The sequence below is a fragment of the Streptomyces sp. NPDC013187 genome (assembly GCF_042899705.1).
In the GTDB taxonomy this organism is placed as follows: domain Bacteria; phylum Actinomycetota; class Actinomycetes; order Streptomycetales; family Streptomycetaceae; genus Streptomyces; species Streptomyces hawaiiensis_A.
On record NZ_JBIBAF010000004.1, the window covers coordinates 145,283 to 168,409 of the forward strand.

22 protein-coding genes and 1 tRNA gene are annotated in these 23,127 nt (G+C 71.7%); 12 read left to right on the top strand and 11 right to left on the bottom strand.

The genetic code is table 11. The annotated features are described in order from the left end of the window. Positions 1-9: 9 nt before the first annotated feature. The 5 genes from ACFY5B_RS09195 to ACFY5B_RS09215 are packed head-to-tail and all read right to left on the bottom strand — an operon-like array spanning position 10 to position 4,964. A complete protein-coding gene (locus ACFY5B_RS09195; RefSeq protein WP_389966803.1) occupies positions 10-1,029 on the bottom strand; it encodes a Gfo/Idh/MocA family protein in 1,020 nt (339 codons plus the stop codon). 18 nt (positions 1,030-1,047) lie between these two features. Further along, positions 1,048-1,950: a sugar phosphate isomerase/epimerase family protein gene (locus tag ACFY5B_RS09200; RefSeq protein WP_389966806.1), complete on the bottom strand. Its 903-nt coding sequence runs from the start codon at positions 1,948-1,950 to the stop codon at positions 1,048-1,050. A 1-nt stretch (position 1,951) separates the two neighbouring features. Next, positions 1,952-2,863, bottom strand: a complete 912-nt coding sequence (locus ACFY5B_RS09205; RefSeq protein ID WP_389966808.1) for an ATP-binding cassette domain-containing protein — start codon at positions 2,861-2,863, stop codon at positions 1,952-1,954. Between the two features lie 5 nt (positions 2,864-2,868). Beyond that, entirely contained in the window at positions 2,869-3,945 is a 1,077-nt protein-coding gene (locus tag ACFY5B_RS09210; RefSeq protein WP_389966811.1) for an ABC transporter permease, read from the bottom strand. Continuing rightward, positions 3,945-4,964, bottom strand: coding sequence for a sugar ABC transporter substrate-binding protein (locus ACFY5B_RS09215; RefSeq protein WP_389966814.1), 1,020 nt, complete (start codon positions 4,962-4,964; stop codon positions 3,945-3,947). The genes ACFY5B_RS09210 and ACFY5B_RS09215 overlap by 1 nt, the downstream gene beginning before the upstream one ends. A gap of 321 nt (positions 4,965-5,285) precedes the next feature. Between ACFY5B_RS09215 and iolC the strand changes: the two genes are divergently transcribed. Genes iolC through ACFY5B_RS09245 form a run of 6 tightly spaced genes read left to right on the top strand, consistent with a single transcriptional unit; the run spans position 5,286 to position 12,302 of the window. Beyond that, positions 5,286-6,263: a 5-dehydro-2-deoxygluconokinase gene (iolC, locus tag ACFY5B_RS09220; protein WP_389966818.1), complete on the top strand. Its 978-nt coding sequence runs from the start codon at positions 5,286-5,288 to the stop codon at positions 6,261-6,263. 13 nt (positions 6,264-6,276) lie between these two features. Continuing rightward, a complete protein-coding gene (locus ACFY5B_RS09225) occupies positions 6,277-7,155 on the top strand; it encodes a deoxyribose-phosphate aldolase (RefSeq protein WP_389966821.1) in 879 nt (292 codons plus the stop codon). Between the two features lie 42 nt (positions 7,156-7,197). Then, a complete protein-coding gene (gene iolB / locus ACFY5B_RS09230) occupies positions 7,198-8,091 on the top strand; it encodes a 5-deoxy-glucuronate isomerase (protein WP_389966823.1) in 894 nt (297 codons plus the stop codon). After that, the gene (gene iolD, locus ACFY5B_RS09235) at positions 8,088-9,959 is read left to right on the top strand and encodes a 3D-(3,5/4)-trihydroxycyclohexane-1,2-dione acylhydrolase (decyclizing) (protein WP_389966825.1); all 1,872 of its coding nucleotides are present in this window, start codon (positions 8,088-8,090) and stop codon (positions 9,957-9,959) included. Before iolB ends, iolD begins: the two co-directional genes overlap by 4 nt. Positions 9,960-10,001: 42 nt before the next feature. Continuing rightward, the gene (locus ACFY5B_RS09240; RefSeq protein WP_389967704.1) at positions 10,002-11,495 is read left to right on the top strand and encodes a CoA-acylating methylmalonate-semialdehyde dehydrogenase; all 1,494 of its coding nucleotides are present in this window, start codon (positions 10,002-10,004) and stop codon (positions 11,493-11,495) included. A 21-nt stretch (positions 11,496-11,516) separates the two neighbouring features. Further along, positions 11,517-12,302, top strand: a complete 786-nt coding sequence (locus tag ACFY5B_RS09245) for a GntR family transcriptional regulator (protein WP_389966828.1) — start codon at positions 11,517-11,519, stop codon at positions 12,300-12,302. Between the two features lie 71 nt (positions 12,303-12,373). Here ACFY5B_RS09245 and ACFY5B_RS09250 read toward each other — a convergent pair whose 3' ends face one another. From ACFY5B_RS09250 to ACFY5B_RS09260, 3 genes are all read right to left on the bottom strand, one after another. After that, complete coding sequence (locus ACFY5B_RS09250) at positions 12,374-13,198, bottom strand: DUF427 domain-containing protein (RefSeq protein ID WP_389966831.1); 825 nt, start codon at positions 13,196-13,198, stop codon at positions 12,374-12,376. 54 nt (positions 13,199-13,252) lie between these two features. Then, complete coding sequence (locus ACFY5B_RS09255) at positions 13,253-14,236, bottom strand: aldo/keto reductase (protein ID WP_389966834.1); 984 nt, start codon at positions 14,234-14,236, stop codon at positions 13,253-13,255. A 146-nt stretch (positions 14,237-14,382) separates the two neighbouring features. Continuing rightward, a tRNA-Pro gene (locus ACFY5B_RS09260) sits at positions 14,383-14,456 on the bottom strand. Positions 14,457-14,554: 98 nt separating this feature from the next. Between ACFY5B_RS09260 and ACFY5B_RS09265 the strand changes: the two genes are divergently transcribed. From ACFY5B_RS09265 to ACFY5B_RS09275, 3 genes are all read left to right on the top strand, one after another. Next, positions 14,555-15,094 (top strand): DUF309 domain-containing protein, encoded by a 540-nt coding sequence (locus ACFY5B_RS09265; RefSeq protein ID WP_389966837.1) that lies wholly within the window; start codon positions 14,555-14,557, stop codon positions 15,092-15,094. A 122-nt stretch (positions 15,095-15,216) separates the two neighbouring features. Continuing rightward, positions 15,217-16,005, top strand: coding sequence for a precorrin-6A synthase (deacetylating) (cobF, locus tag ACFY5B_RS09270; protein ID WP_389966839.1), 789 nt, complete (start codon positions 15,217-15,219; stop codon positions 16,003-16,005). 72 nt (positions 16,006-16,077) lie between these two features. Further along, positions 16,078-18,153, top strand: coding sequence for an MDR family MFS transporter (locus tag ACFY5B_RS09275; protein WP_389966842.1), 2,076 nt, complete (start codon positions 16,078-16,080; stop codon positions 18,151-18,153). Between the two features lie 5 nt (positions 18,154-18,158). Here ACFY5B_RS09275 and ACFY5B_RS09280 read toward each other — a convergent pair whose 3' ends face one another. Beyond that, positions 18,159-18,899, bottom strand: a complete 741-nt coding sequence (locus ACFY5B_RS09280) for a cobalt-precorrin-6A reductase (protein WP_389966845.1) — start codon at positions 18,897-18,899, stop codon at positions 18,159-18,161. A 276-nt stretch (positions 18,900-19,175) separates the two neighbouring features. On the opposite strand from ACFY5B_RS09280, the gene ACFY5B_RS09285 reads away from it, so the two are divergent. After that, positions 19,176-19,976: an HAD-IIA family hydrolase gene (locus ACFY5B_RS09285; protein ID WP_389966848.1), complete on the top strand. Its 801-nt coding sequence runs from the start codon at positions 19,176-19,178 to the stop codon at positions 19,974-19,976. Here ACFY5B_RS09285 and ACFY5B_RS09290 read toward each other — a convergent pair. Both ACFY5B_RS09290 and ACFY5B_RS09295 read right to left on the bottom strand, forming a co-directional pair. Next, positions 19,962-20,735 (bottom strand): sulfite exporter TauE/SafE family protein, encoded by a 774-nt coding sequence (locus ACFY5B_RS09290; RefSeq protein WP_389966851.1) that lies wholly within the window; start codon positions 20,733-20,735, stop codon positions 19,962-19,964. The genes ACFY5B_RS09285 and ACFY5B_RS09290 overlap by 15 nt on opposite strands. 254 nt (positions 20,736-20,989) lie before the next feature. Then, positions 20,990-22,177, bottom strand: coding sequence for a thiolase family protein (locus ACFY5B_RS09295; RefSeq protein ID WP_389966854.1), 1,188 nt, complete (start codon positions 22,175-22,177; stop codon positions 20,990-20,992). Between the two features lie 183 nt (positions 22,178-22,360). Between ACFY5B_RS09295 and ACFY5B_RS09300 the strand changes: the two genes are divergently transcribed. Together ACFY5B_RS09300 and ACFY5B_RS09305 are read left to right on the top strand one after the other, a co-directional pair. Beyond that, positions 22,361-22,618 carry a WhiB family transcriptional regulator gene (locus tag ACFY5B_RS09300; RefSeq protein WP_389966857.1) on the top strand — a complete coding sequence of 86 codons (258 nt, stop codon included), beginning with the start codon at positions 22,361-22,363 and terminating at the stop codon, positions 22,616-22,618. Next, the gene (locus ACFY5B_RS09305) at positions 22,615-23,091 is read left to right on the top strand and encodes a Dps family protein (protein WP_389966860.1); all 477 of its coding nucleotides are present in this window, start codon (positions 22,615-22,617) and stop codon (positions 23,089-23,091) included. Before ACFY5B_RS09300 ends, ACFY5B_RS09305 begins: the two co-directional genes overlap by 4 nt. Positions 23,092-23,127: the final 36 nt, after the last annotated feature.

Sequence of the window (23,127 nt, forward strand, 5' to 3'; positions counted from 1 at the left end):
GGGCCCTTCTCAGGTGTACAACGCGGGTTTCTCCGTGAGTTCGATCTCGACCCGGCCGCCGTCTTCCAGCGCCCGTACCCCGGCCTCGCACACCGCCGCCGCGGCATAGCCGTCCCACACGCTCGGGCCGGTCACCTCGCCCCGCCGGGTGGCGTCGACCCAGGCCTGGATCTCCTGGTCGTAGGCCGTCTCGAAGCGTTCGGTGAAATCCTGGGCGATGGTGCCGCCCCAGCGGCCGGCCATGTTGGTGACCAGGGCGTGGCCGTCGCCGATGCGGGCGGTGCCGCGTTCGCAGACGATCTCGGCCTGGACCTGGTAGCCGAAGCCGCAGTTGACGAAGATCTCGACGTCGCTGAGGGCGCCGCCGTCGGTCTCGAAGACGACGAACTGGGGGTCCTGCAGGGCGTCCGGGGCGTTGGCCGAGGGGGTGGGGCGCAGCACCGTGACGGCGGTGATCTCGTGGCCCAGCAGCCAGCGGGTCGCGTCGGCCTCGTGGGCGACGGAGTCGCTGATGAGCATGGAGCTGGTGAAGAAGGGTGGGCTGGCCGCGTTGCGGTGCCGGTTGTGCAGCATGAGGGGGCGGCCGAGCTGACCGGTCGCCAGCAGGGCTTTCAGTTTCGCGTACTCGGGGTCGTAGCGGCGCATGAAACCGACCTGGACCCGGCGGTGGCCGAGGCGCAGTTCGGCTTCGAGGACGCGCAGGGCGGATGCCGCGTCGGGGGTGAGCGGCTTCTCGCACAGGACGGGCAGATCGTGCTCGAAGGCGGCGAGGAGGGTGGCCTCGTGGGCCGGGCCCGGGGAGGCGATCAGGACGGCGTCCACGTCGGCCGACGTCATCGCGGCCGCCGGGTCGGTGTGGGCGGTGCAGCCGTCGACACGGGCGGCGACGGCCTTCGCACGCTCCGCGTCGACGTCCACGACGGCGGTCACCCGTGCTCCGCTGGTGACGTCGCGGATGCGGCGCACGTGGTCGGCGCCCATCCTTCCGGTACCGATGACTGCGATTCCCAGCGGGGCACGCTCCGTCATGGCCGTCCTTTCGGGTCGTCAGGCGCCGCAGGACCGCAGGAACTTGCGGGTGCGCACCGCGATCGGCAGCGGCTTGTCCGGCTCGCAGGGGTACATGTCCTGCTCGACGATGGCGAACAGGTCCACGCCCAGCTTCTGGGCGGCCGTGAGGACCGGTCCCAACTCGGGGACGCCCGCGGGCGGTTCGCACATCACACCGCGCGCCACCGCGGGGCCGAACGGCACCTCGTTCTTCACCACGTCGGCCAGGATCTCCGGGTCGACCTGCTTGAGGTGCAGGTAGCCGATGCGCTCGCCGTACGTCTCGATCAGCTTGACGCTGTCACCGCCGCAGTAGGCGTAGTGCCCGGTGTCCAGGCACAGGTTGACGTGGTCGGAGTCGGTCGAGTCGAGGAATCGCTCGACGTGCTCCTCGGTGTCGATGTGGGTGTCCGCGTGCGGGTGGACGACGATGTCCAGGCCGTAGGTGTCCTTGACCTCGCGGCCGAGGCGCTCCATGCCCGTGGTGAGGTGGCGCCACTGCTCGACGGTGAGTTCCGGCGCTTCCAGGATCTCGGCGGTCTTGTCGTCGCGCCAGAACGACGGGATGACGACCAGATGCTTGGCGTCCATGGCCTGGGTGAGGGCGGCGACCCGGCTGACCTGCTCCCAGGTGGAGTCCCACTCGGAAGGGCCGCGGTGCAGGCCGCAGAAGATGGTTCCGGCGGAGACCTTGAGGTTCCGCTTGGTCACCTCGTCGGTGAGCCGGGCCGGGTCGGTGGGCAGGTAGCCGTACGGACCGAGTTCGATCCAGGAGTAGCCGGCCTCGGCGACCTCGTCGAGGAAGCGTTCCCAGGGCACCTGCTGGGGGTCGTCGGGAAACCAGACTCCCCAGGAGTCTGGGGCGGAACCGACCCGGATGCGGTCGAGCGCGAGGGCCATGTCAGGACTTTCCTTCCGAAGAGGTGGCTACGGGTGCGGTGAGGTCTCCCTCTTCGGGGAGCTCTTCGACGTCGACGCCGCGGACCTGCGACAACTCATGCTTGAGGGACGCCAGTTCGGCGCCGCCGGCCATGTGGTTGGTCAGTTCCTCGAGGGAGACGTCGCTACGGGAGGCGGACAGTTCCATGGTCCCGAGGCGCAGCACACTGAAGTGGTCGCCCACCATGTAGGCGTGGTGCGGGTTGTGGGTGATGAAGATGACGCCGAGGCCCTTCTCGCGGGCGGCGGCGATGTACTTCAGCACCACACCGGACTGCTTGACGCCGAGGGCGGCTGTCGGCTCGTCCAGGATGAGGACGCGGGCGCCGAAGTAGACGGCGCGGGCGATGGCGACGCACTGGCGCTGGCCGCCGGAGAGCGTGCCGATGGGCTGCTCCATGTCGTCCAGGACGATGCCCATGGCGCGCAGTTCCTCGTCCGCGGTCTTCTTCATCTTGTCGATGTCGAGACGGCGGACGGGCCAGGGGCCCTTGGTCATCTCGGAGCCGAGGAAGAAGTTGCGCCACACCGGCATCAGCGGGACGACGGCCAGGTCCTGGTAGACCGTGGCGATGCCCTTGTCGAGGGCCTCACGCGGGGTGGAGAAGCGCACCGGTTCGCCGTCGACGAGGAACTCGCCCTCGGTGTGCTGGTGCAGCCCCGAGATGATCTTGATGAGGGTGGACTTGCCGGCGCCGTTGTCGCCGAGGACGCAGGTCACGTTGCCCGGGTGGACCTCCAGGCTCACGCCGTGCAGGGCCCGGATGTTGCCGTACGACTTGCCCGCGCCACGGAGTTCGACGAGAGGGCGCTCGCCGGAGGGCGGGGTGTCCTTGAGGACGGCACCGTGGGTGCCCGTTTCTTCGCTGGTCATCGCGGTCACCTCCGGGTCGCCGTGCGCTGGACCCACAGATTGATGAGGACGGCGCCGAGGAGCATCACGCCGAGGAATGCCTTGAACCAGTCGGGGTTCCAGCCGGCGTAGACGATGCCCTGCTGCACCATGCCGAACATGAAGGCGCCGAAGACCGGGCCGATCGCGGAGCCGTAGCCACCGGTGAGCAGACAGCCGCCGATGACGGCCGCGGCGATGTAGATGAGCTCCTGGCCCACACCCTCGCCGGACTGCACGGTGTTGAAGGAGAACAGCTGGTGCATGCCGACGAACCAGGCGCCGAAGCCGACCAGCATGAACAGTGAGATCTTGGTGAAGGTCACGGGGACGCCGACGGCCCGGGCGGAGTGCTTGTTGCCGCCGACGGCGAAGATCCAGTTGCCGTACTTGGTGCGCAGCAGCACCCAGGTGGCCAGGGCCGCGAAGACCAGCCACCACACCACGGTGATCTTGACGTTGACCCCGCCGACCTCGAACGTCGAGGCGAACAGCTTCTGCGCCTGGGCGAAGCCGTCCATGTCGCTGATGTCGTCGGTGGCGACGTTGCCCGTGACCAGCTTGGTGACCGCGAGGTTCACGCCCTGGAGGATCAGGAACGTGCCGAGGGTGACCAGGAAGCTCGGCAGGCCCGTCTTGACCAGCAGCCAGCCGTTGAAGGCGCCGATCGCGAGGGACACGAGCAGGGCGACGATCACGCCGACCCAGACGTTCAGCGTCAGCTGGTAGCTGAGCATCGACGCGGTCAGTGCCGAGGTGACCACGGCGACACCGGCCGACAGGTCGAACTCGCCGCCGATCATCAGCAGGGCCACGGGCAGCGCCATGATCCCGATGGTCGACGACTGGTACAGGATGTTGGCCATCGAACTGCCGTCGCGCACCGGCGGTGCCGCGAACAGGAAGAACACGAGCACGGCCACGGCGCCGAGGAACACACCGACCTCGGGACGGGCGAGCAGCCGCAGCGCCGGCGGGCGCCGCCGGGTCCGGCCGTCCGTCTGCTTCGGGCCGGGGGCCGGCGGTGTGTCCACCGCCGGCTCAGCCTGCTGGGTCATGCTCATCACCGGGTGCCCTTCGCGGCGAACTCCCCGATCTTGTCGACGTTGGACTTGTCGACGAAGGCCGGGCCGGTCAGCACGGGCTGCTCACCGCCACCGCTGTAGTTGCCGTTGTTCTTGTAGAGCCACAGGCCGTCGACGGCCAGGTAGCCCTGCAGGTAGGGCTGCTGGTCGACGGCGAACTGGATGTCGCCGCCCTTGATGGCCTTGATGAGGTCCTTGTTGAGGTCGAAGGTGGCGACCTTCGCCTTGCTGCCGGCGTCCGAGACCGACTGCACCGCGGTCAGCGCGAAGGGGGCGCCGAGCGTGACGACGTAGTCGATGGACGGGTCCTGCTTCAGCTTGGCCGTGATCGTCGACTTCACGGACGGCATGTCGGTGCCGTTGACGTTCTGCGGGTCGACCTTGCCCTCGAAGGTCTTCGCGACGCCGTCGCAGCGCTGGGTGAGACCGACGTTGCCCTGCTCCTGCATGACGCAGAGGACCTTCTTGGCGCCGACCTCGTTGAGCTTCTTGCCGAAGGCCTCGCCCGCGACGGACTCGTCCTGACCGAAGAACTCCAGCAGGTTGAGGTTTTTCCAGTCGCTCAGGCCGGAGTTGAGTCCGACCACGGGTATGCCGGACTTCTCGGCCTTGCCTATGACGCCCTTGAGGGCGTCCGGCTTGGCGAGGGTGACGGCGATGCCGTCGACCTTCTGGTCGATCGCGTTCTGGACGAGGTTGGCCTGGTTGCCGGCGTTCGGGTCGGCGGAGTAGATGAGCTTGATGTTGTCCTTGGCCGCGGCCGCCTCGGCGCCCTTGCGGACGGTGTCCCAGAAGGTGTCGCCGGGCGCCTGGTGGGTGACGAGGGCGACGGTCATGCGCGGCGTGGTCGCCTTGCCGGCCGAGGCGTTCGCGGCGCCTTCCTCGGACTTCTTGCCTCCGGAACTGCTGGAGCAGCCGGCGAGGGTCAGGGCCGCTGCCGCGGCCACGGCGACGACGGGCGCGAACCTGCGAGAGCGGGAGTGGGAAGAGCGGTCCATCTTTCCTGGCACCTCACTGTGCTACTGCGGGGGAAAGGAAGGGATCACGAAGGGATCCGTGGTCCCGGAGCCTTACGGAGTCCGGATCATGATGCCGCAAACGGACTGGCGTGATGCCACGGGATACAAGTCCCTGCCGCGCCCGCTGTCAATACTTTGTTAAGACATCATTTCACGAGCAGGTCCGAATGTAAGTACAAAGTATTGACAGCGCCGCCCTCCGGGACCTACACCTGGGGGGCGGCAGGTCCCGTGGATCCACGCCCCACCGTGTCAGGGCGCCCCAGGACCCGCATCCCCAGCTTCCCGAGGAGGTCGCGCATGGCCGAGCCAGCCCAGTATTTCGATGTGATCACGATGGGCCGCATCGGGGTCGACCTCTATCCCCTGCAGACCGGCGTCCCCCTGGAGAAAGTGGAGACGTTCGGGAAGTTCCTGGGAGGTTCCGCGGCCAATGTGGCGGTCGCCGCCGCACGCCTCGGACGCCGTACGGCGGTGATCACGCGCACCGGCGACGACCCGTTCGGCACGTATCTGCACGAGGCGCTGAAGGGCTTCGGCGTCGACGACCGCTGGGTCACCCCGGTCGGGGCGTACCCGACGCCGGTCACGTTCTGCGAGATCTTCCCGCCGGACGACTTCCCGCTGTACTTCTACCGCCGCCCCAAGGCGCCGGATCTGGAGATCCACACCGACGAGCTGGACTTCTTCGCCGTCCGCGACGCCCGGATCTTCTGGATCACCGGCACCGGCCTGAGCGAGGAGCCGAGCCGCTCCGCCACGCTCGCCGCCCTCAAGGCCCGCGACAAGGCGGGCATCACCGTCTTCGACCTCGACTGGCGCCCGATGTTCTGGCGCGACCCCGAGGAGGCCCGCCCGTACTACCGCGAGGCCCTGCGGCACGCCACGGTCGCCGTCGGCAACCTGGACGAGTGCGAGATCGCCACCGGCGTGCGCGAGCCGCAGGCCTGCGCGGACGCGCTGCTGGAGGCGGGCGTGGAGCTGGCCGTCGTCAAGCAGGGCCCCAAGGGCGTGCTCGCCGTACACCGTGACGGCACCCGGGCCGAGGTGCCGCCGGTGCCCGTCGAGGTGGTCAACGGCCTCGGCGCGGGCGACGCCTTCGGCGGCTCGCTCTGCCACGGTCTGCTGGCCGGCTGGGACCTGGAGCGGACCATGCGCCACGCCAACGCCGCCGGCGCCATCGTCGCCTCCCGCCTCGCCTGCTCCTCCGCGATGCCCACCGAGTCCGAGGTCGCGGATGTCCTCGCCGGGGTGCCGTCGCCGAGCACGAGCCACTGAAACGGAGCCTTCCTTGAACATCGGCATCCCCGACCTCACCACGGTCCGGGCCCGCAATCCCGAGGCCGTCGCCGAGGCGGCGGCCCGGCGGACGCGGCGCCCACTGCTCGGCGACAGCGGTCGCCTGATGATCGTGGCCGCCGACCACCCGGCGCGCGGCGCCCTCGGGGTCGGCGACCGGCGCCTGGCCATGGCCAACCGCGCCGACCTGCTGGAGCGGCTGTGCACCGCGCTGTCGCGGCCCGGCGTCGACGGGGTGCTCGCCACCGCCGACATCCTGGAGGACCTGCTCCTGCTCGGGGTGCTGGAGAACAAGATCGTCATGGGCTCGATGAACCGCGGGGGCCTGGCCGGCGCCGCCTTCGAGATGGACGACCGCTTCACCGGCCACCGCGCCGAGGACATCGCCCGGCTCCGCTTCGACGCGGGCAAGCTCCTGGTCCGCATCGACTACGACGACCCGGGCTCGCTGACCACTCTGGAGTCCACCGCGCGGGCGATCGACGCCATGGCCGAGCGGCAACTGCCCCTGTTCGTCGAGCCGTTCATCTCCCGGCGGGTCGACGGCAGGGTGCGCAACGACCTGTCCGCCGAAGCCGTCACCAGGTCGATGGCCATCGCCTCGGGCCTGGGCGGCACCTCCGCCTACACCTGGCTGAAGCTGCCCGTCACCGACGACCCGGACGACATGGCCGAGGTCCTTCAGACCTCCACCCTGCCCGTCGTCCTGCTCGGCGGCGAGGTCGGCGACGACCAGGAGGGCGCCTACGAACGCTGGCGCAAGGCCCTGCGGCTGCCCACCGTCCAGGGCATGGTGGTCGGACGGTCGCTGCTCTACCCGGCCGGGGGCAGCGTTCAAGAGGCGGTGGACACCGCCGTCGGCCTGTTGTGAACCGGTCCGTGAGTCGCTCCGCTGTGATCCGAAAGGCGCACGATGACGCATCACCTCCCCGCGGGTAAGGCCCTCGGCGGCCCCTACACCGTCGACATCACTCCCGAGAAGGCCGGCTGGGGCCACTCCAGCCTGCGCGTCCTGGAGCTGCCGCCGGGCGGCGCGCACTCCTTCGAAACCGGCGACAGCGAGTGGATCGTCGTCCCGCTGAGCGGCGGCTGCACGGTCGCCGCGGCGGACGACTTCGGCCAGGAGACCTTCGAACTCCGGGGCCGCGCCGATGTGTTCAGCGGCGTCAGTGACTTCGCGTACGTGCCGCGCGACGCCCGCGCGACCGTGACGTCCGCCGACGGTGGCCGCTTCGCGCTGACCGGCGCGCGCTGCACCCGCCGGCTGCCCGCCCGCTACGGCCCGGCGTCCGAGGTGCCCGTGGAGCTGCGGGGCACCGGGAACTGCTCCCGGCAGGTGAACAACTTCGGCGCGGCCGGGGTCTTCGAGTGCGACAAGCTCATCGCGGTCGAGGTGATCACCCCGGGCGGCAACTGGTCGTCGTTCCCGCCGCACAAGCACGACGAGCACCGGCCCGGCGAGGAGTCCGTGCTGGAGGAGATCTACTACTTCGAGTTCGCCGGTCACGACGGCATCCCCGGCCTCGGCTACCAGCGCGTCTCCCCGTCCGGACCCGGCCGGGACACCGACGTGCTGGCGGAGGTGCGCGACGGCGACGTGGTCCTCATCCCGGACGGCTGGCACGGACCCTCCATGGCCACTCCCGGCCACCACATGTACTACCTCAACGTCATGGCGGGTCCGGAGGCCGAGCGCGCCTGGCTGATCTGCGACCACCCCGACCACGCCTGGGTCCGCGACACCTGGCCGGACCAGCCGGTCGACCCCCGGCTCCCCCTCTACACCGCCCCGGAGACCTCCGTATGAGCGCCCCCACCCGCCGACTGACGACCGCCCAGGCGCTGGTGCGGTTCCTTTCCGCCCAGTACACCGAGCGGGACGGCGTGCGCCGCCGGCTGATCGCCGGGACCTGGGGCATCTTCGGCCATGGCAACGTTGCCGGGGTCGGCCAGGCGCTGGTCGAGTACGCCGATGTGATGCCCTACCACCAGGGCCGCAACGAGCAGTCCATGGTGCACGCGGCGGTCGGCTACGCCCGGCAGCTGAACCGCCTGTCCGCGCAGGCGGTGACGACCTCGATCGGCCCGGGCGCCACCAACCTGGTCACCGGCGCCGCCCTGGCGACGATCAACCGGCTGCCGGTGCTGCTCCTGCCCGGCGACTACTTCGCCTCGCACGCCCCCGACCCGCTGCTGCAGCAGCTGGAGCACCCCGTCGAGGCCGACGTGTCCGTCAACGACACGCTGCGCCCGGTGTCGAGGTACTTCGACCGGATCACCCGCCCCGAGGCGCTGATCCCCTCGGCGCTCCAGGCGATGCGGGTGCTCGCCGACCCGGCCGAGACCGGCGCCGTCACCCTCGCCCTGCCCCAGGACGTGCAGGCCGAGGCGTACGACTGGCCGGAGGAGTTCTTCGCCGAGCGCGTCTGGTACGTACGGCGCCCCGCGCCGGACCCGGTCGAGCTGGGCGCCGCGGTCGAGGCGATCCGGTCGGCCGGGCGGCCGCTGATCGTGGCGGGCGGCGGCGTCCACCACAGCGAGGCCGAGGCGGCCCTGAAGGCGTTCGTGGAGGCCACCGGCATCCCCGTCGCCTCCACCCAGGCCGGCAAGGGCTCGCTCCGCCACGACCACCCCGCCGACCTGGGCGGCATCGGCCACACCGGCACCGCCGTCAGCGACGCGCTCGCCCGCACCGCCGACCTCGTGATCGGTGTCGGCACCCGCTACACCGACTTCACCACCGCCTCGGGCACCCTGTTCCAGAACCCGGACGTGCGGTTCCTCAACCTCAACATCACCGGCTTCGACGCGCACAAGCTGGCCGCGCGGACGCTGGTGTGCGACGCGCGGTCCGGCCTGGAGAGGCTGGCCGAGGGGCTGGCCGGGCACCGGGTGCCGGAGGCCTACGAGGCCGAGTACCGCGCGGGCAAGGAGCGTTGGGACGAGGTCGTCGAGGCCGCCTACCGCGCCGCCGACGAGAACGCGGTCCCGACCCAGACGCAGGTGCTCGGCGCCCTGGACGCGGCCGTCGGCGACGACGACGTGGTGATCAACGCGGCCGGTTCGCTCCCCGGCGACCTGCACAAGCTGTGGCGCTCCCGCAGTCCGCGCCAGTACCACCTGGAGTACGGCTACTCCTGCATGGGCTACGAGATCCCGGCCGGCATCGGCGTCCAGCAGGCCGCCCCGGGCACCCCGGTCTGGGCGCTGGTCGGCGACGGCACCTACCTGATGATGCCGACGGAGATCGTCACCGCCGTCCAGGAGGGCCTGCCGGTCAACATCGTCCTGATCCAGAACCACGGCTATGCCTCCATCGGCGGTCTGTCGGAGGAGACCGGCGGCGAGCGGTTCGGCACCGCGTACCGCTTCCGGGCCGCCGACGGCACCTTCACCGGCGCCCCGCTCCCCGTCGACCTCGCGGCCAACGCCGCCAGCCTCGGTATGGACGTACTGCGCGCCAAGACCGTGCGCGAGCTGCGCGAGGCGCTCGCCGCGGCCCGCGCCTCCGACCGGGCGACCTGCGTGTACGTCGAGACGGACCCGGCGCCCACCGCTCCCCCGGCCGAGGCCTGGTGGGACGTGCCGGTGGCCGAGACGGCCTCCCGCGCGGCGGCCGTCGAGGCCCGTGAGCGCTACGACCGCCAGGTCGCGGACCGCCGCCGCCACCTCTGAACTCCCCCTGAACCCAGGCTCCACGAAAGGCCCTTGCGCACCATGAAGACCATCACCCACTGGATCGACGGCAAGCCCGTCGAGGGCACCTCCGGCCGGTTCGGCCCCGTCTACAACCCGGCGACCGGCGCCCAGGAGAAGCAGGTCGCGTTCGCGTCCGTCGACGAGGTCGACGCCGCGGTCGCCTCCGCCCGGGCCGCCTTCGAGAGCTGGGGCGAGTCCTCCCTGGCCAAGCGCACGGCGATCCTGTTCAAGTACCGCGAGCTGCTCGACGCCCACCGCGACGAGATCGCCGAGCTGATCACCGCCGAGCACGGCAAGGTGCACTCGGACGCGCTCGGCGAGGTCGCCCGCGGCATGGAGATCGTGGAGCTGGCCTGCGGGATCTCCGTCCAGCTCAAGGGCGAGCTGTCCACCCAGGTCTCGACCCGGGTCGACGTGGCCTCGATCCGCCAGCCGCTGGGCGTGGTCGCGGGCATCACGCCGTTCAACTTCCCGGCGATGGTGCCGATGTGGATGTTCCCGCTGGCGATCGCCTGCGGCAACACGTTCGTACTGAAGCCGTCGGAGAAGGACCCGTCGGCGTCCCTCAGGCTCGCCGAACTGGCCACCGAGGCGGGGCTGCCGGAGGGCGTCCTGAACATCGTGCAGGGCGACAAGACGGCTGTGGACCGCCTCCTGGAGCACCCGGACATCGAGGCGGTGTCCTTCGTCGGCTCGACGCCGATCGCCAAGTACATCCAGCTCAAGGCTGTCGAGCACGGCAAGCGGGTGCAGGCCCTGGGCGGCGCCAAGAACCACATGCTGGTGCTGCCCGACGCCGACCTGGAACTCGCCGCGGACCAGGCGATCAACGCCGCGTACGGCTCGGCGGGCGAGCGCTGCATGGCCGTGTCGGTGGTCGTGGCCGTCGGTGACATCGGCGACGAGCTGGTCGGCAAGATCGCCGAGCGGGCGAAGGCCCTGAAGATCGGCCCCGGCAACGACCCGACCTCGGAGATGGGCCCGCTGATCACGCGCGAGCACCGCGACAAGGTGGCGTCGTACGTGGCGTCGGCCGCCGAGCAGGGTGCCGAGGTCGTGGTCGACGGCACGGGCTTCTCGGTCGACGGCCACGAGAACGGCTTCTTCCTCGGCGTCTCCCTGCTGGACCGGGTGCCGCTGACGGCGGACGCCTACCGGGACGAGATCTTCGGCCCGGTGCTGGCGGTCGTCCGTGCGGAGACGTACGAGGAGGCCATCCAGCTGATCAACTCCTCCCGCTGGGGCAACGGCACCGCGATCTTCACCCGGGACGGCGGCGCGGCCCGCCGCTTCCAGCTGGAGGTCAAGGCGGGCATGGTCGGCGTCAACGTGCCGATCCCGGTCCCCGTCGGCTACCACTCCTTCGGCGGCTGGAAGGACTCCCTCTTCGGCGACCTGCACATCTACGGCAACGACGGCATCGCCTTCTACACCCAGGGCAAGGTCATCACCACCCGCTGGCCCGACCCGTCCGACGGCGGCATCAACCTCGGCTTCCCGAGCAACTCCTGACACCCGTAAGGGGGTTCATGCATGGCGAAGTCCGGTGACCGGTCCCGCACCACGGCCGCTCCGGCGCTCGGCGCGCTGGACTTCGCCCTGGACCGGAGCAGCCCCGTACCGCTCTACCACCAGCTCGCGCAGCAGCTGGAGGCGGCGATCGCGCGCGGGGTCCTCGCCCCCGGGAACCTCCTGGGCAACGAAGTGGACCTGTCGGCCCGTCTCGGCCTCTCCCGCCCCACCGTCCGCCAGGCCATCCAGTCCCTCGTCGACAAGGGGTTGCTGGTCCGGCGGCGCGGCGTGGGCACGCAGGTGGTGCACAGCCAGGTGAAGCGCCCGCTGGAACTGAGCAGCCTCTACGACGACCTGGAGGCAGCCGGGCAGGGGCCGACCACCGAGGTCGTGCGCAACGAGACCGTCCCGGCCACGTGTGACGTGGCCGCCGCCCTCGGTGTGCCGGAGGGCGGCGAGGTGACCGTCCTGGACCGGCTGCGCCGCACCCACGGCCGGCCGGTGGCGCTGTTGCGCAACTACCTTCCGGCGTCCCTGCTGGACCTCGACAGCGCCCGCCTGGAGTCGACCGGCCTGTACCGCGTGATGCGCTCGGCGGGCATCACCCTGCACAGCGCCCGCCAGACCGTCGGGGCCCGCGCGGCCTCGGCGGACGAGGCGTCCCGCCTGGACGAGGGGGAGGGGGCGGCGCTGCTCACGATGCAGCGCACGGCGTACGACGACACCGGGCGCCCGGTCGAGTACGGCACCCACATCTACCGGGCCTCGCACTATTCGTTCGACTTCCAGCTGCTGGTACGGCCCTGACCACGCCCCGGAGCCGGGTGCGGTGCGGCCCGCGGGGCCTCAAGGCCGGCCGGTGGCCCCGCTCGGCGGCTTCATGAGCGGCGCCCCCTCCGCAGCATCCGGCTGAACGGCGTGTCCGGCCGCTCCAGGCGCTCGCCGTCCAGCGTGATGTCGACGACCTCGTTGAAGAAGGCGACGCGCCCCTGGATCGCCGCCACGGCGGGCAACGGCTCGGGATAGGTCCACACGAGGTTGGGCGGCACGTCGGCCCCGCCGCGCCAGGACCAGTAGGAGGCGGTGCCCTTGTAGGGACATCCGGTGTGGTGGTCGGTGGCGTCGAACAGGTCGAGGCGGACGTCCTCGCGGGGGAGGTAGTACCGGGTGGGCAGGGACGTCTCGAAGAGCAGGACGGGGGCGTGGCTGTCGGCGACGACCTCCCCCTCGATCTCGACCCGCACGTGCCGGCTGCTCGGCAGCGCGTCGACGCGTTTGTGCGGGTCACGAGGGTGGATGAAGATCTCCTCGTCCTCCTCGTACCAGTGGTCGAGGCCCGTGTCCTTGCGCAGGAACCATTCGAAGGCGATGTGGTCGGCCAGGTCGTCGGCGGGGAAGGTCCAGGCCGCGTTCTCGCGCACCTCGCCGTCGGCGTCGAGGTCGTAGAAGACCCGGGAGCCGGTGTGGGCGCCCGTGGGCGGGCTCCCGGCCGGGCGGAGCAGGTCGGTGCGGACGTCCTCCTTCGGGAAGGCGTACTGCGGCACGGGCAGGTGGGGCTCCCAGACGAGCACCGGGTGCCGGCTGTCGACGACGGTGACGTCGCCCTTGCGGCCGCGCACCCAGCGCTCGCTGGGCTCCCACATGAGGCCTTCCGGGGTGGTCCTGATCGAGCGGGCGGCGGGGTGGGCCGGGTGGGTGGTCATGGCCGGTGCTCCTTCTTGGACTCCGGATGCCGTTCCCCTCCACGGTCCACGGTCTCAGTGCGCCGCGTCCAGCCGGGCGCGCTGTTCCGGGGTCAGCTCCAGGTCCACCGCGGCCAGATTCTCGTCGAGCTGGGCGACCGAGGAGACCCCGGCCAGCGGCACGACGGGCAGTTCGCCGCCGATCTGCCAGGCCAGCACGACCTGGTTGACGGTCGCGCCCGTCTCCCGGGCCACGTCCCGCAGCACCGCGAGCCGGGCCGGGGTGCCGGGGTGGTCGAACTCGGCGGGCATGCGTTCGGGGCGGGTGTAGGCGCCCCTGAGCAGCGGCGAGTACGCGACCAGGGTCAGGGCGGGCTCGGCCCTCAGGTAGCCGAGCAGGTCGGGGCCGGCGTAGCCGAGGCTGCCGTCCGGGAAGAGGCCGTTGGGGACGTCGGCGCGGGGGCGCAGGTGGGTGTGGGCGTACTGGAGGACCTCGTAGCCGGGGAGTCCGGCCGCGGCGGCGAGGGCCCGGGCCCGCTCCACGCGCCACACGGCGTGGTTGCTCACGCCGAGCAGTCCGACGGTGCCCTCGGCGACCAGGGCGCCGAAGCCCTCGACGGTCTCCTGCGGCTCGACGGTGTGGTCCTCGATGTGCGCGTACAGCAGATCGATCTCGGCGACGCCGAGCCGCTCTCGGCTGCGTTCGGCGGACTCGCGGATCACCTTCGCGGACAGGCCCTCGGGGTTGTCGACGTAGCCGGTGCCGGGGGCCAGGGGGCGGGCGCCGAGCTTGGTCGCGATGACGATCTCGTCGCCTGTGCCGCGGCTGCGCCGCCAGCGGCCGAGGAGTTCCTCGCTCTGGCCGCCCTGACCGCCGTCGGCCCAGAAGGCGTAGTTGTCGGACGTGTCGATGAAGTTGCCGCCGGCTTCGACGTAGCGGTCGAGCAGGGCGAAGGACGTCGCCTCGTCCGTCACCGAGCCGAACAGCATCGCGCCGAGCGCGAGGACGCTCACCTCGCGGCGGGTCGTGGGATCCGTGCCGATCGTGCGGTACCTCATGGGTGTCGCTCCCTCCGGGTGCTCCGGGTTTCGGGCACGCGGGGGAGTCTTCAGCTTGGAGTGCTCTCGAGGTCAAGGGCTTGCGCACCGCACAGGCACACGACAAAGGGTCCCGCAGGCATCGGCCTGCGGGACCCTTCGCACCGTCGGGACGACAGGATTTGAACCTGCGACCCCTTGACCCCCAGTCAAGTGCGCTACCAAGCTGCGCCACGTCCCGGTGCGCGCCACCCGCGGTGAGCCGCGTGATCGCGCGAACAGCACCTTACCCCACACCCCTGGCCGCGCCGAAAACGGGCCGGGCGGGACAATCGGCCTATGGGCAGCACAGGAGAGACCGGCTCGGGCCGGCCGGGCGACACACGAGACCGCGACGGTGAGGGGCGGGCGCGCAACGCCCGGCCCCGGGACGGACTCGGACGGCCTCTGCCGTACGGCACGGACGGTGTGCCCCGGCAGCCCGAGGGCGTCGTCCGCACCCCCGGGGAAACCGTCGCCGAGGCGCAGCGGCTGCTGGACGAGGGCAAGCCGTTCCACGCGCACGAGGTCTTCGAGGACGCGTGGAAGTCGGGGCCCGACCAGGAGCGCGAGCTGTGGCGCGGGCTCGCCCAGCTCGCCGTGGGGCTCACGCACGCAGCCCGGGGCAATCTGACGGGCGGGGCCCGGCTGCTGAGGCGCGGGGCGGGAGCGGCCGAATCCTGGGCGTCCGAGGCCGGGCAGGCCCTGCCGCACGGGATCGACGTGGCGAGCGTGGCGGTGTGGGCGCGGGAGCTGGCCGGGGAGGTGGAGCGGGACGGCAGGGCGGTGGACGCGGGGGCGCGGGCGCCCCGACTGCGGGGTGGGGCGGCCGGGAGCTGACCCGCACGCGGGCTGGTCCGGGACTGAGGCGACGGGCACGTGCCGGGTGCCCCCGGCCCGGGGGCACCCGGCGGGGCGACCGCGGTGAAAGGGCCGTCGACCCCGTGCGGCAGACTCGGGGCGTGCGAAAGATTCATGTCATCGGTATCGGCGCGGGCGACCCCGACCAGCTCACCCTCCAGGCGGTCAGGGCGCTGCGGAGCACGGACGTGTTCTTCATCCTGGAGAAGGGCGAGGTGAAGGCGGACCTCACCGGGCTCCGCCGGGACATGCTCGACGCGCACGTGCCCGAGGGGACGTACCGCGTCGTCGAGGCGCGCGACCCGGAGCGGGACCGGAGCGCCGGCGGCGCCGCCTACTCCCCCGCCGTCGGGGACTGGCGCAGCGCCCGTGCCGACATCTACCAGCGGCTGATCGCCGAGGAGCTCGGCGAGGAGCAGACCGGGGCGTTCCTGGTGTGGGGCGACCCGTCGCTGTACGACAGCACGCTGGGGATCCTGGAGGAGGTGCTGGAGCGGGGCGCCGTGGCGTTCGAGTACGACGTCGTGCCCGGCATCAGCAGCGTCTCGGCGCTCGTCGCCCGGCACCGCACGGGCCTCAACCGCGTCGCACGGCCCGTGCAGATCACCACCGGCCGGCGGCTGGCGGAAGGTTTCCCGGAGGACGTGGACGACGTGGTGGTCATGCTCGACGCCCACCAGACCTTCCGGCAGTACGCGCAGGAGGACGTCGACATCTACTGGGGCGCCTACATCGGCACCCCGGACGAGATCCTCGTCTCCGGCCCGATCGCCGAGGCGGCGCCCCGCATCGAGCGGTTGCGGGCCGAGGCCCGTGAGCGCAAGGGATGGATCATGGACACGTATCTGCTCCGCCGGCACCCCCGCGACCGACGGGACCGACGGGACTGACGAGCCCATCACCGGGCACCCGTGCGGACGTTCTGGCATGCGCACGTAGCCCACAGGTGTGAAGGTGACGACGTGACCGTCGTGGAGGAAACCGCCCTGCCCGCCTCCCAGCCACCGGTGCTGGACGCCCGTCGCCGCAACGTCGTCTTCGTGACGATCATGCTGGGGATGCTGCTCGCGGCCCTCGACCAGACCATCGTCGGCACCGCCCTGCCGACCATCGTGTCGGACCTGGGCGGGGCGGACCACATGTCGTGGGTGGTCACCTCGTACCTCCTCGCGGAGACCGTCGCGACCGTGCTGGTCGGCAAGTTCGGCGACCTGTTCGGCCGCAAGGCGGTCTTCCAGGTCTCGGCGGTCGTGTTCATCACGGGCTCGTTCCTGTGCGGTCTTGCGACGAACATGTCGCTGCTGATCGCCTGGCGGGCCATGCAGGGCATCGGCGCGGGCGGCCTGATGGTCACCTCGATGGCGCTGATCGCCGACGTGATCCCGCTGCGCGAGCGCGGCAAGTACCAGGGCGCGATCGGCGCGGTGTTCGGGGTGGCCACCGTCATCGGGCCGCTGCTGGGCGGGCTGTTCACCGACCATCTGACGTGGCGTTGGGCGTTCTACGTCAACGTGCCCATCGCGATCGTGGTCGTCGTGGCGGCGGCCAGGACCATCCCGGTGGTGAAGTCGGTCTCCCGGCCGGTCATCGACTACCTGGGCATCGCGCTCGTCGCGGTCGGGGCCAGCGCCCTGATCCTGGCGACGAGTTGGGGCGGCAACGAGTACGCCTGGGGCTCCGGGGTGATCATCGGGCTGTTCGTGGGCGGCATCCTCGCCCTCGCGCTGTTCTGCCGGGTGGAGACCCGGGCGCGCGAACCGATGCTGCCCATGCGGCTGTTCGCCAACCCGGTGTTCACCGTCTGCTCGGTGCTGAGCTTCATCGTCGGCTTCGCGATGCTCGGCGCGCTGACGTACCTGCCGACGTACCTCCAGTACGTCGACGGCGACTCTGCCACGATCTCCGGTGTGCGGACGCTGCCGATGGTGGCGGGGCTGCTCATCGCGTCGGTCTTCAGCGGCACCGTGGTCAGCAGGACCGGGCGGTACAAGATCTTCCCGATCGTCGGCGCGCTGGTGATGGGCGTCGGCCTGTTCCTGATGTCGCGCATGGGGCCGGACACCGGCTCGTGGCTGGAGTCCCTGTACATGTTCGTGCTGGGCAGCGGCATCGGCCTGTGCATGCAGGTGCTGACGATCGCGGTGCAGAACACCGTCGACTACGCCGACCTGGGCACCGCGACCTCCGGCGTGACCTTCTTCCGTACGCTGGGCAGCTCGTTCGGCACGGCCGTGTTCGGCACGATCTACACCAACGCGCTGGCGCCCAACCTCCGCGACGGGGTGGCGCAGGCGGCGCGGACCGGTGAGCTGGACCCGGCCACCCTCAGCCGGGCGGCGACCAGCCCGGAGGGCGTCCACGAGCTGCCGACCGCCGCGGCCGCTCCCGTCGTCGACGCCTACGCCGACACGCTCCAGACCGTGTTCCTGTGGACCGTGCCGGTCGCCGCACTGGGTTTCCTGGTCGCCCTGTTCCTCAAGCAGGTCCGGCTGCGCGACACCGCGCGGACGGGCTCGACCGACATGGGCGAGGGTTTCGGCTCACCGAGCGGCCCGGACTCCCGGCGGGTGCTGGAGGCCGCCGTCGGCAAGATCATCGGTGGTACGGATCTGGACACCGCGCGGCGGATCGTCCTGGAGTCCGACACCCGGCTCGACGTGGCCGGGGCATGGGCGGTGATGCAGGTCGAGCTGTTCACCCGCATGGTCGGCCACGCGAGCCTCGGGCTGATCGCCGCACGGCGCCGACTGCCCCCTGAGGTGCTGCTGCCGGTCTTCGAGCGGATGGTCGAGGAGGGGTTCCTGACCCGCGCCGGCTCTCTGCTGTCCCACACGGAGGCGGGCGCTCGCGAGGCGGCGGTCCTCACGCGGGCCTGGGCCGACTGGCTGGAGGACCGGCTGGGGCGGGACATCGGCCGCCCCTCGGACAGCGACCTGCGCGTGGCGGTCGACGCGATCGCGAAACGGCTGCTGGTGGAGGATCTGAGCCATGGGCTGCCGCGCGGTGCGGAGAAGTCCCTCACGGCCGGCTCGGTGTGAGGGCCCTACCCGAGCCCCAGCCGTTCCAGCACGCCCTCCACATCGGGTACGGCCGTCACGCCGTCCGGCAGCGGCGGCCGCCCTACGACCACGACCGGCAGCCCGAGGTCCCGGGCCGCCGTCAGTTTGGCCGCTGTGGCCGCTCCCCCGCTGTCCTTGGTCACCAGGACGTCGATGCGGTGCTCGCGCAGCAGCGCCGTCTCCCCGGGGACGGTGAACGGGCCGCGGGCGAGCAGCACGTGGGTGTCGGGCGGCAGCGGCGGCTCGGGGGGATCCACCGATCGCACGACGAAGTGGAGTCGCGTCAGGTGGGCGAAGGAGGCCAGGCCGAGGCGCCCGGTGGTGAGGAACACCTGGCGGCCGAGGGCCGGGAGCAGGTCCGCGGCTGCGTCGAGTGAGGGGACCGGGTGCCAGTGGTCCCCGGGGCCGGGCCGCCATCCGGGGCGGCGGAGCACCACGGCGGCAACGCCGGTCTCGGTGGCGGCGCGGGCGGCGTTGGCCGTGATCGACTCCGCGAAGGGGTGCGTGGCGTCGACGAGCGCGTCCACGCCCTGCTCCCGCAGCCACCGGGCCAGTCCCCCGGCCCCGCCGAAGCCCCCGACGCGCACCTCTCCGTCGAGCGCCCCCGGCGTGGCGACGCGCCCCGCGAGTGAGGTCGTGACGCGGACGCCGGGGCGGGTGGACAGCGCCGCGGCCAGGGCGCGGGCCTCGGTCGTGCCGCCGAGGATCAGGACGTGGGGAGACACGGCGTCGAGCGTACGAGGTACGGCGCGGCGGGCGCGGGACGGGTACCGGCGGGGGACGGCGGCCGAGCGGCGAGCACAGCTCCAGGCGCCCGGGAGCGGGCAGATGTCGACCTGCGGACGCGCCCGGCTACCGGCGGCAGTGGACCGGGATGGGCCGGCAGGTACCGTTCCCGTCACCGGCAGGGGATCGTCGATCGGCCGGCCCGCGCGGCTCTCGCCACCGGCGGCGCGGCCGTTCGAGCGGCGCGCGCGGCTCCCCGTCGTTATCGTCCTGGCATGGAGTCCGTGCGTGCCGTGCTCGTGGACATCGACGGGGTGCTCACCGTCTCGTGGCGGCCGCTGCCCGGGGCCGTCGGGGCGTTGCGGGAGATCCGGGAGGCCGGGCTCGGCGTCCTGTTGGTCACCAACACCACCTCCCGTACCAGGGCGTCGATCGCCGGGACGCTGGCGGACGCGGGGTTCCCGGTGTCCGCCGAGGACATCCTGACGGCGCCCGCCGCCACCGCCGGGTACCTCGCCGAGCACTGCCCCGGCGCCCGCTGCGCGCTGCTGAACAGCGGCGACATCGCGGAGGACCTGGAAGGTGTCACCGTCGTGGAGGCCGACGACACCGGCAGCGTGCCGGATGTCGTGCTGGTCGGCGGTGCCGGTCCCGAGTTCGGCTACACGGCGCTCGACCGGGCCTTCGGGCATCTGCAGCGCGGGGCCCGGCTGGTGGCGATGCACCGCAACCTGTACTGGCGTACGGCCGAGGGACTGCGGCTGGACTCCGGGGCGTTCCTGGCCGGGCTGGAGCGGGCCGCGCGGGTGGAGGCCGAGATCACCGGTAAACCGGCGCGGGCGTTCTTCGCTTCGGCGCTCGCCCGGCTGGGCGCGGGCGCGGACGAGACGCTGATGGTCGGCGACGACGTCGAGTCCGACGTGATCGCGGCGCAGCGGGCCGGGGTCACCGGGGTGCTCGTGCGGACCGGGAAGTTCCAGGAGGAGACGCTGCGGGCCGCCGACGGCACGCCCGACCACGTGATCGACTCCTTCGCGGACCTTCCGGCGCTGCTGCGGGAGTCAGCGCAGCAGTAGCTGCAGACCGCCCACGATCGTCGCCGCGATGACGAGCTGCTCGAACAGTCGCTGATTGATCCGGTGCACGGCCCACTTGCCGAACAGCGCGCCGGGCACGACGAACGCCACGAGCGCCGCGTCCAGAAGGAGCGAGTTGCCGTCGATCAGGCCGAGGCCCGCGCTGAAGGGCAGCTTGGAGACGTTGACGATCAGGAAGAAGAAGGCCGAGGTGCCGAGGAAGCCGAGCTTGCGGAAGCCCGCGGAGAGCAGGTACATCGACATCACGGGCCCGCCCGCGTTGGCCACCATGGTGGTGAAGCCGCCGAGGACACCGTAGGAGCGGGCCTTGAGCCGGCCCGACCGGGTGGTGACCGCCTCCGGTACCTCGTCCCTGTCGGCCGTGCGCCGGCGCCAGACCGTCACCGCCGCCATCAGCAGCAGGATCGCGCCGATCGAGGTCCGTACGATCGCGTCGTCGGCCCAGAGGAGGAACACCGTGCCGACGACCACGCCCGCGGCGACCGCGGGGAACAGCCGCCACAGCGTGGGCCAGTGGGCGTGCCGCCGGTAGGTGGCGACGGCCAGGAGATCGCCGGCGATCAGGATGGGCAGCAGCACGCCGGTGGAGGCGCGGGCGGGCAGCACCGCCGCGAAGACGGCCAGGCTGACCGTGTTGGCTCCGCTCACGGCGGTCTTCGAGAAGCCGACGAGCAGAGCCGCGAAGGCGAGGGCGGCGAACTCCCAGCCGGTGATGTGCCAGAGCGTCATGGTGTTCATGCGAACACTGATGCTATGTGCAACGAACCGGTGCCCGTAAGCGCTGTCTCGCCTGGTGGGCGCCGTCGCTGCCGCCAAGGACGTTCGACCGCCGTAAGGAAGATGCCACCGCCGCAGGGAGCGTTCGTCTGCCGCGAGGAAGGTGCGACCGCCGCGGGGAGCGTCCGTCTGCCGCGAGGAAGGTGCGATCGCCGCAGGGAGCGTCCGTCTGCCGCGAGGAAGGTGCGATCGCCGCAGGGAGCGTCCGTCTGCCGCTAGGGCCGCTCGACGAGGACCGCGCTCCCCTGGCCCACCCCTACGCACATCGTGGCCAGCCCCCGCCCGGCCCCCGTACGCCGCATCCGGTGCAGCAACGTCGTCAGGATGCGGGCTCCGGAGCAGCCCAGGGGGTGGCCCAGCGCGATGGCGCCGCCGCTCGGGTTGACCAGCTCCGGGTCGATGCCGAGCTGGTCGACGCAGGCGAGTGCCTGTGCGGCGAAGGCCTCGTTGAACTCGGCCTCGTCCAGGTCACCGACGCTCCACCCGGTGCGGGCCAGCACCTTGCGGGTGGCGGGGACCGGGCCGATGCCCATGACGTCGGGGTGGACCCCGGCGGAGGCGCCGGCGACGTAGCGGCCCAGGGACTCGAGGCCCAGCTCGTTCAGGGCGTCCTCGCTGACCAGGAGCAGACCGGCGGCCCCGTCGTTCATCGGCGAGGCGTTGCCCGCGGTGACCGTGCCCCCGCCGCGGAAGACCGGCTTCAGCCGGGCCAGCTTCTCGTGGGAGGTGTCCTCGCGGACGCACTCGTCGGTGTCGACGACCACGCCGTCGGGGCGTTCCACGGGGAGGAGTTCGTCGTCGAAGTGGCCGTTCTTGCGGGCCAGGGCGGCGCGCTGGTGGCTGCGCAGGGCGAAGTCGTCCTGGCGTTCGCGCGGGATGCCGTAGCGCGCGGCGACCTCCTCGGCGGTCTCGCCCATGGCCAGCAGGCCGTGCAGCTCGCGCATCGCCGGGTTGACCAGGCGCCAGCCGAGACGGGTGTCGGCGGTCTCCATGCGGTGCGGCAGGGCCTCGTCGGGGCGGGGCAGGACGAAGGGGGCGCGGCTCATCGACTCGGAGCCGCCCGCGATCACGATGTCGGCCTCACCGGCGGCGATGGTGCGGGCGGCCGTGGTCACGGCCTCCAGACCCGACGCGCAGAGGCGGTTGACGGTGGCGCCGGGCACGGAGTCGGGGAGGCCCGCCAGCAGCGCGGCCATGCGGGCGACGTTGCGGTTGTCCTCGCCCGCCTGGTTGGCGGCGCCCCAGTAGACGTCGTCGATCCGGGCCGGATCCAGCGCGGGCACGCCGGTGGCCAGGGCGCGGACCACGGTCGCGGCGAGGTCGTCGGGGCGGACCGAGGAGAGGGATCCTCGCAGCTTGCCGATGGGGGTGCGGCGGGCGGCCGCGAAATGGACGGGACGCACGTAAGGCTCCTCACACCGCGCATCAACGCGCATTAATTAGCACTGCTAGTTTCGAACTATAGACCTTGGCCCCACCACCTGTGAAGGTTCTGCACATCCCCGGGCTACCCGCAGTCGTATCGCAGGTCAGGCGATGCCCATGCGTCGCGTTTGCACCAGAGCGCCCGGGGCACCCGCGCGTTCATGGAGTGGTTGCGGAGCGCCGCCTGCGTGGACGAGGACCCCGAGCTGTTCTTTCCCGTCGGCACCGCCGGTCCCGCCCTGCGCGACGTGAGCGCCGCGAAGCGGGTCTGCGCACGCTGCCCGGTGACGAACCAGTGCCTGCACTTCGCGCTGAGCAGCGGCCAGGCCGCGGGCGTATGGGGCGGCACCGTTGAGGAGGAGCGCGACGCACTGCTCCGGACGACCAGGAACGACGCGAAGAGGAGAAGCGCCCTATGACGACTGTGCGGAGCACCCTGCCCGACGACGCCCGAAAGGTCGCCTGCGAGGCACTCCAGGACACCTTGGTGGATCTGCTCGGGCTCTCGCTGGTCGGGAAGCAGGCGCACTGGAACATCGTCGGGCCGCGTTTCCGGTCCATCCACCTCCAGCTCGACGAGGTGGTCACGGCGGCCCGGGACTTCGCCGACACGGTCGCTGAGCGGTCCGCGGCGCTGGGCGTCCCGCCGGACGGCCGGCCGGAGACCGTCGCCAAGGCGTTCACGCTGCCCGCCCCGCAGGAGGGCTGGGTGCGCGACTCGGACGCCGTGCAGGTGATGGTGGACGCGCTGCAGGACGCGGTCGCCCGGCTGCGCGAGCGCATCGACGCGACCGAGAAGGCGGACCCGGTCACCCAGGACCTGCTGATCAGCATCACCGCGGAGCTGGAGAAGCAGCGGTGGATGTTCGACGCCGAGAACTTCCCCCGCTGACACGCGGGCGGACCGGCGCGAAACACCCACGTACGG

Bases quoted from the DNA above. Each gene is read 5' to 3' on its own strand.
- ACFY5B_RS09305 (WP_389966860.1), top strand. From the start codon at position 22,615: ATGACGACTGTGCGGAGCACCCTGCCCGACGACGCCCGAAAGGTCGCC.
- ACFY5B_RS09255 (WP_389966834.1), bottom strand. From the start codon at position 14,236: ATGAGGTACCGCACGATCGGCACGGATCCCACGACCCGCCGCGAGGTG.
- iolB (WP_389966823.1), top strand. From the start codon at position 7,198: ATGACGCATCACCTCCCCGCGGGTAAGGCCCTCGGCGGCCCCTACACC.
- ACFY5B_RS09205 (WP_389966808.1), bottom strand. From the start codon at position 2,863: ATGACCAGCGAAGAAACGGGCACCCACGGTGCCGTCCTCAAGGACACC.
- ACFY5B_RS09290 (WP_389966851.1), bottom strand. From the start codon at position 20,735: ATGAACACCATGACGCTCTGGCACATCACCGGCTGGGAGTTCGCCGCC.
- ACFY5B_RS09300 (WP_389966857.1), top strand. From the start codon at position 22,361: ATGGAGTGGTTGCGGAGCGCCGCCTGCGTGGACGAGGACCCCGAGCTG.
- ACFY5B_RS09215 (WP_389966814.1), bottom strand. From the start codon at position 4,964: ATGGACCGCTCTTCCCACTCCCGCTCTCGCAGGTTCGCGCCCGTCGTC.
- ACFY5B_RS09245 (WP_389966828.1), top strand. From the start codon at position 11,517: ATGGCGAAGTCCGGTGACCGGTCCCGCACCACGGCCGCTCCGGCGCTC.
- ACFY5B_RS09200 (WP_389966806.1), bottom strand. From the start codon at position 1,950: ATGGCCCTCGCGCTCGACCGCATCCGGGTCGGTTCCGCCCCAGACTCC.
- ACFY5B_RS09285 (WP_389966848.1), top strand. From the start codon at position 19,176: ATGGAGTCCGTGCGTGCCGTGCTCGTGGACATCGACGGGGTGCTCACC.
- ACFY5B_RS09265 (WP_389966837.1), top strand. From the start codon at position 14,555: ATGGGCAGCACAGGAGAGACCGGCTCGGGCCGGCCGGGCGACACACGA.
- ACFY5B_RS09250 (WP_389966831.1), bottom strand. From the start codon at position 13,198: ATGACCACCCACCCGGCCCACCCCGCCGCCCGCTCGATCAGGACCACC.
- ACFY5B_RS09195 (WP_389966803.1), bottom strand. From the start codon at position 1,029: ATGACGGAGCGTGCCCCGCTGGGAATCGCAGTCATCGGTACCGGAAGG.
- ACFY5B_RS09210 (WP_389966811.1), bottom strand. From the start codon at position 3,945: ATGAGCATGACCCAGCAGGCTGAGCCGGCGGTGGACACACCGCCGGCC.
- ACFY5B_RS09240 (WP_389967704.1), top strand. From the start codon at position 10,002: ATGAAGACCATCACCCACTGGATCGACGGCAAGCCCGTCGAGGGCACC.
- iolC (WP_389966818.1), top strand. From the start codon at position 5,286: ATGGCCGAGCCAGCCCAGTATTTCGATGTGATCACGATGGGCCGCATC.
- iolD (WP_389966825.1), top strand. From the start codon at position 8,088: ATGAGCGCCCCCACCCGCCGACTGACGACCGCCCAGGCGCTGGTGCGG.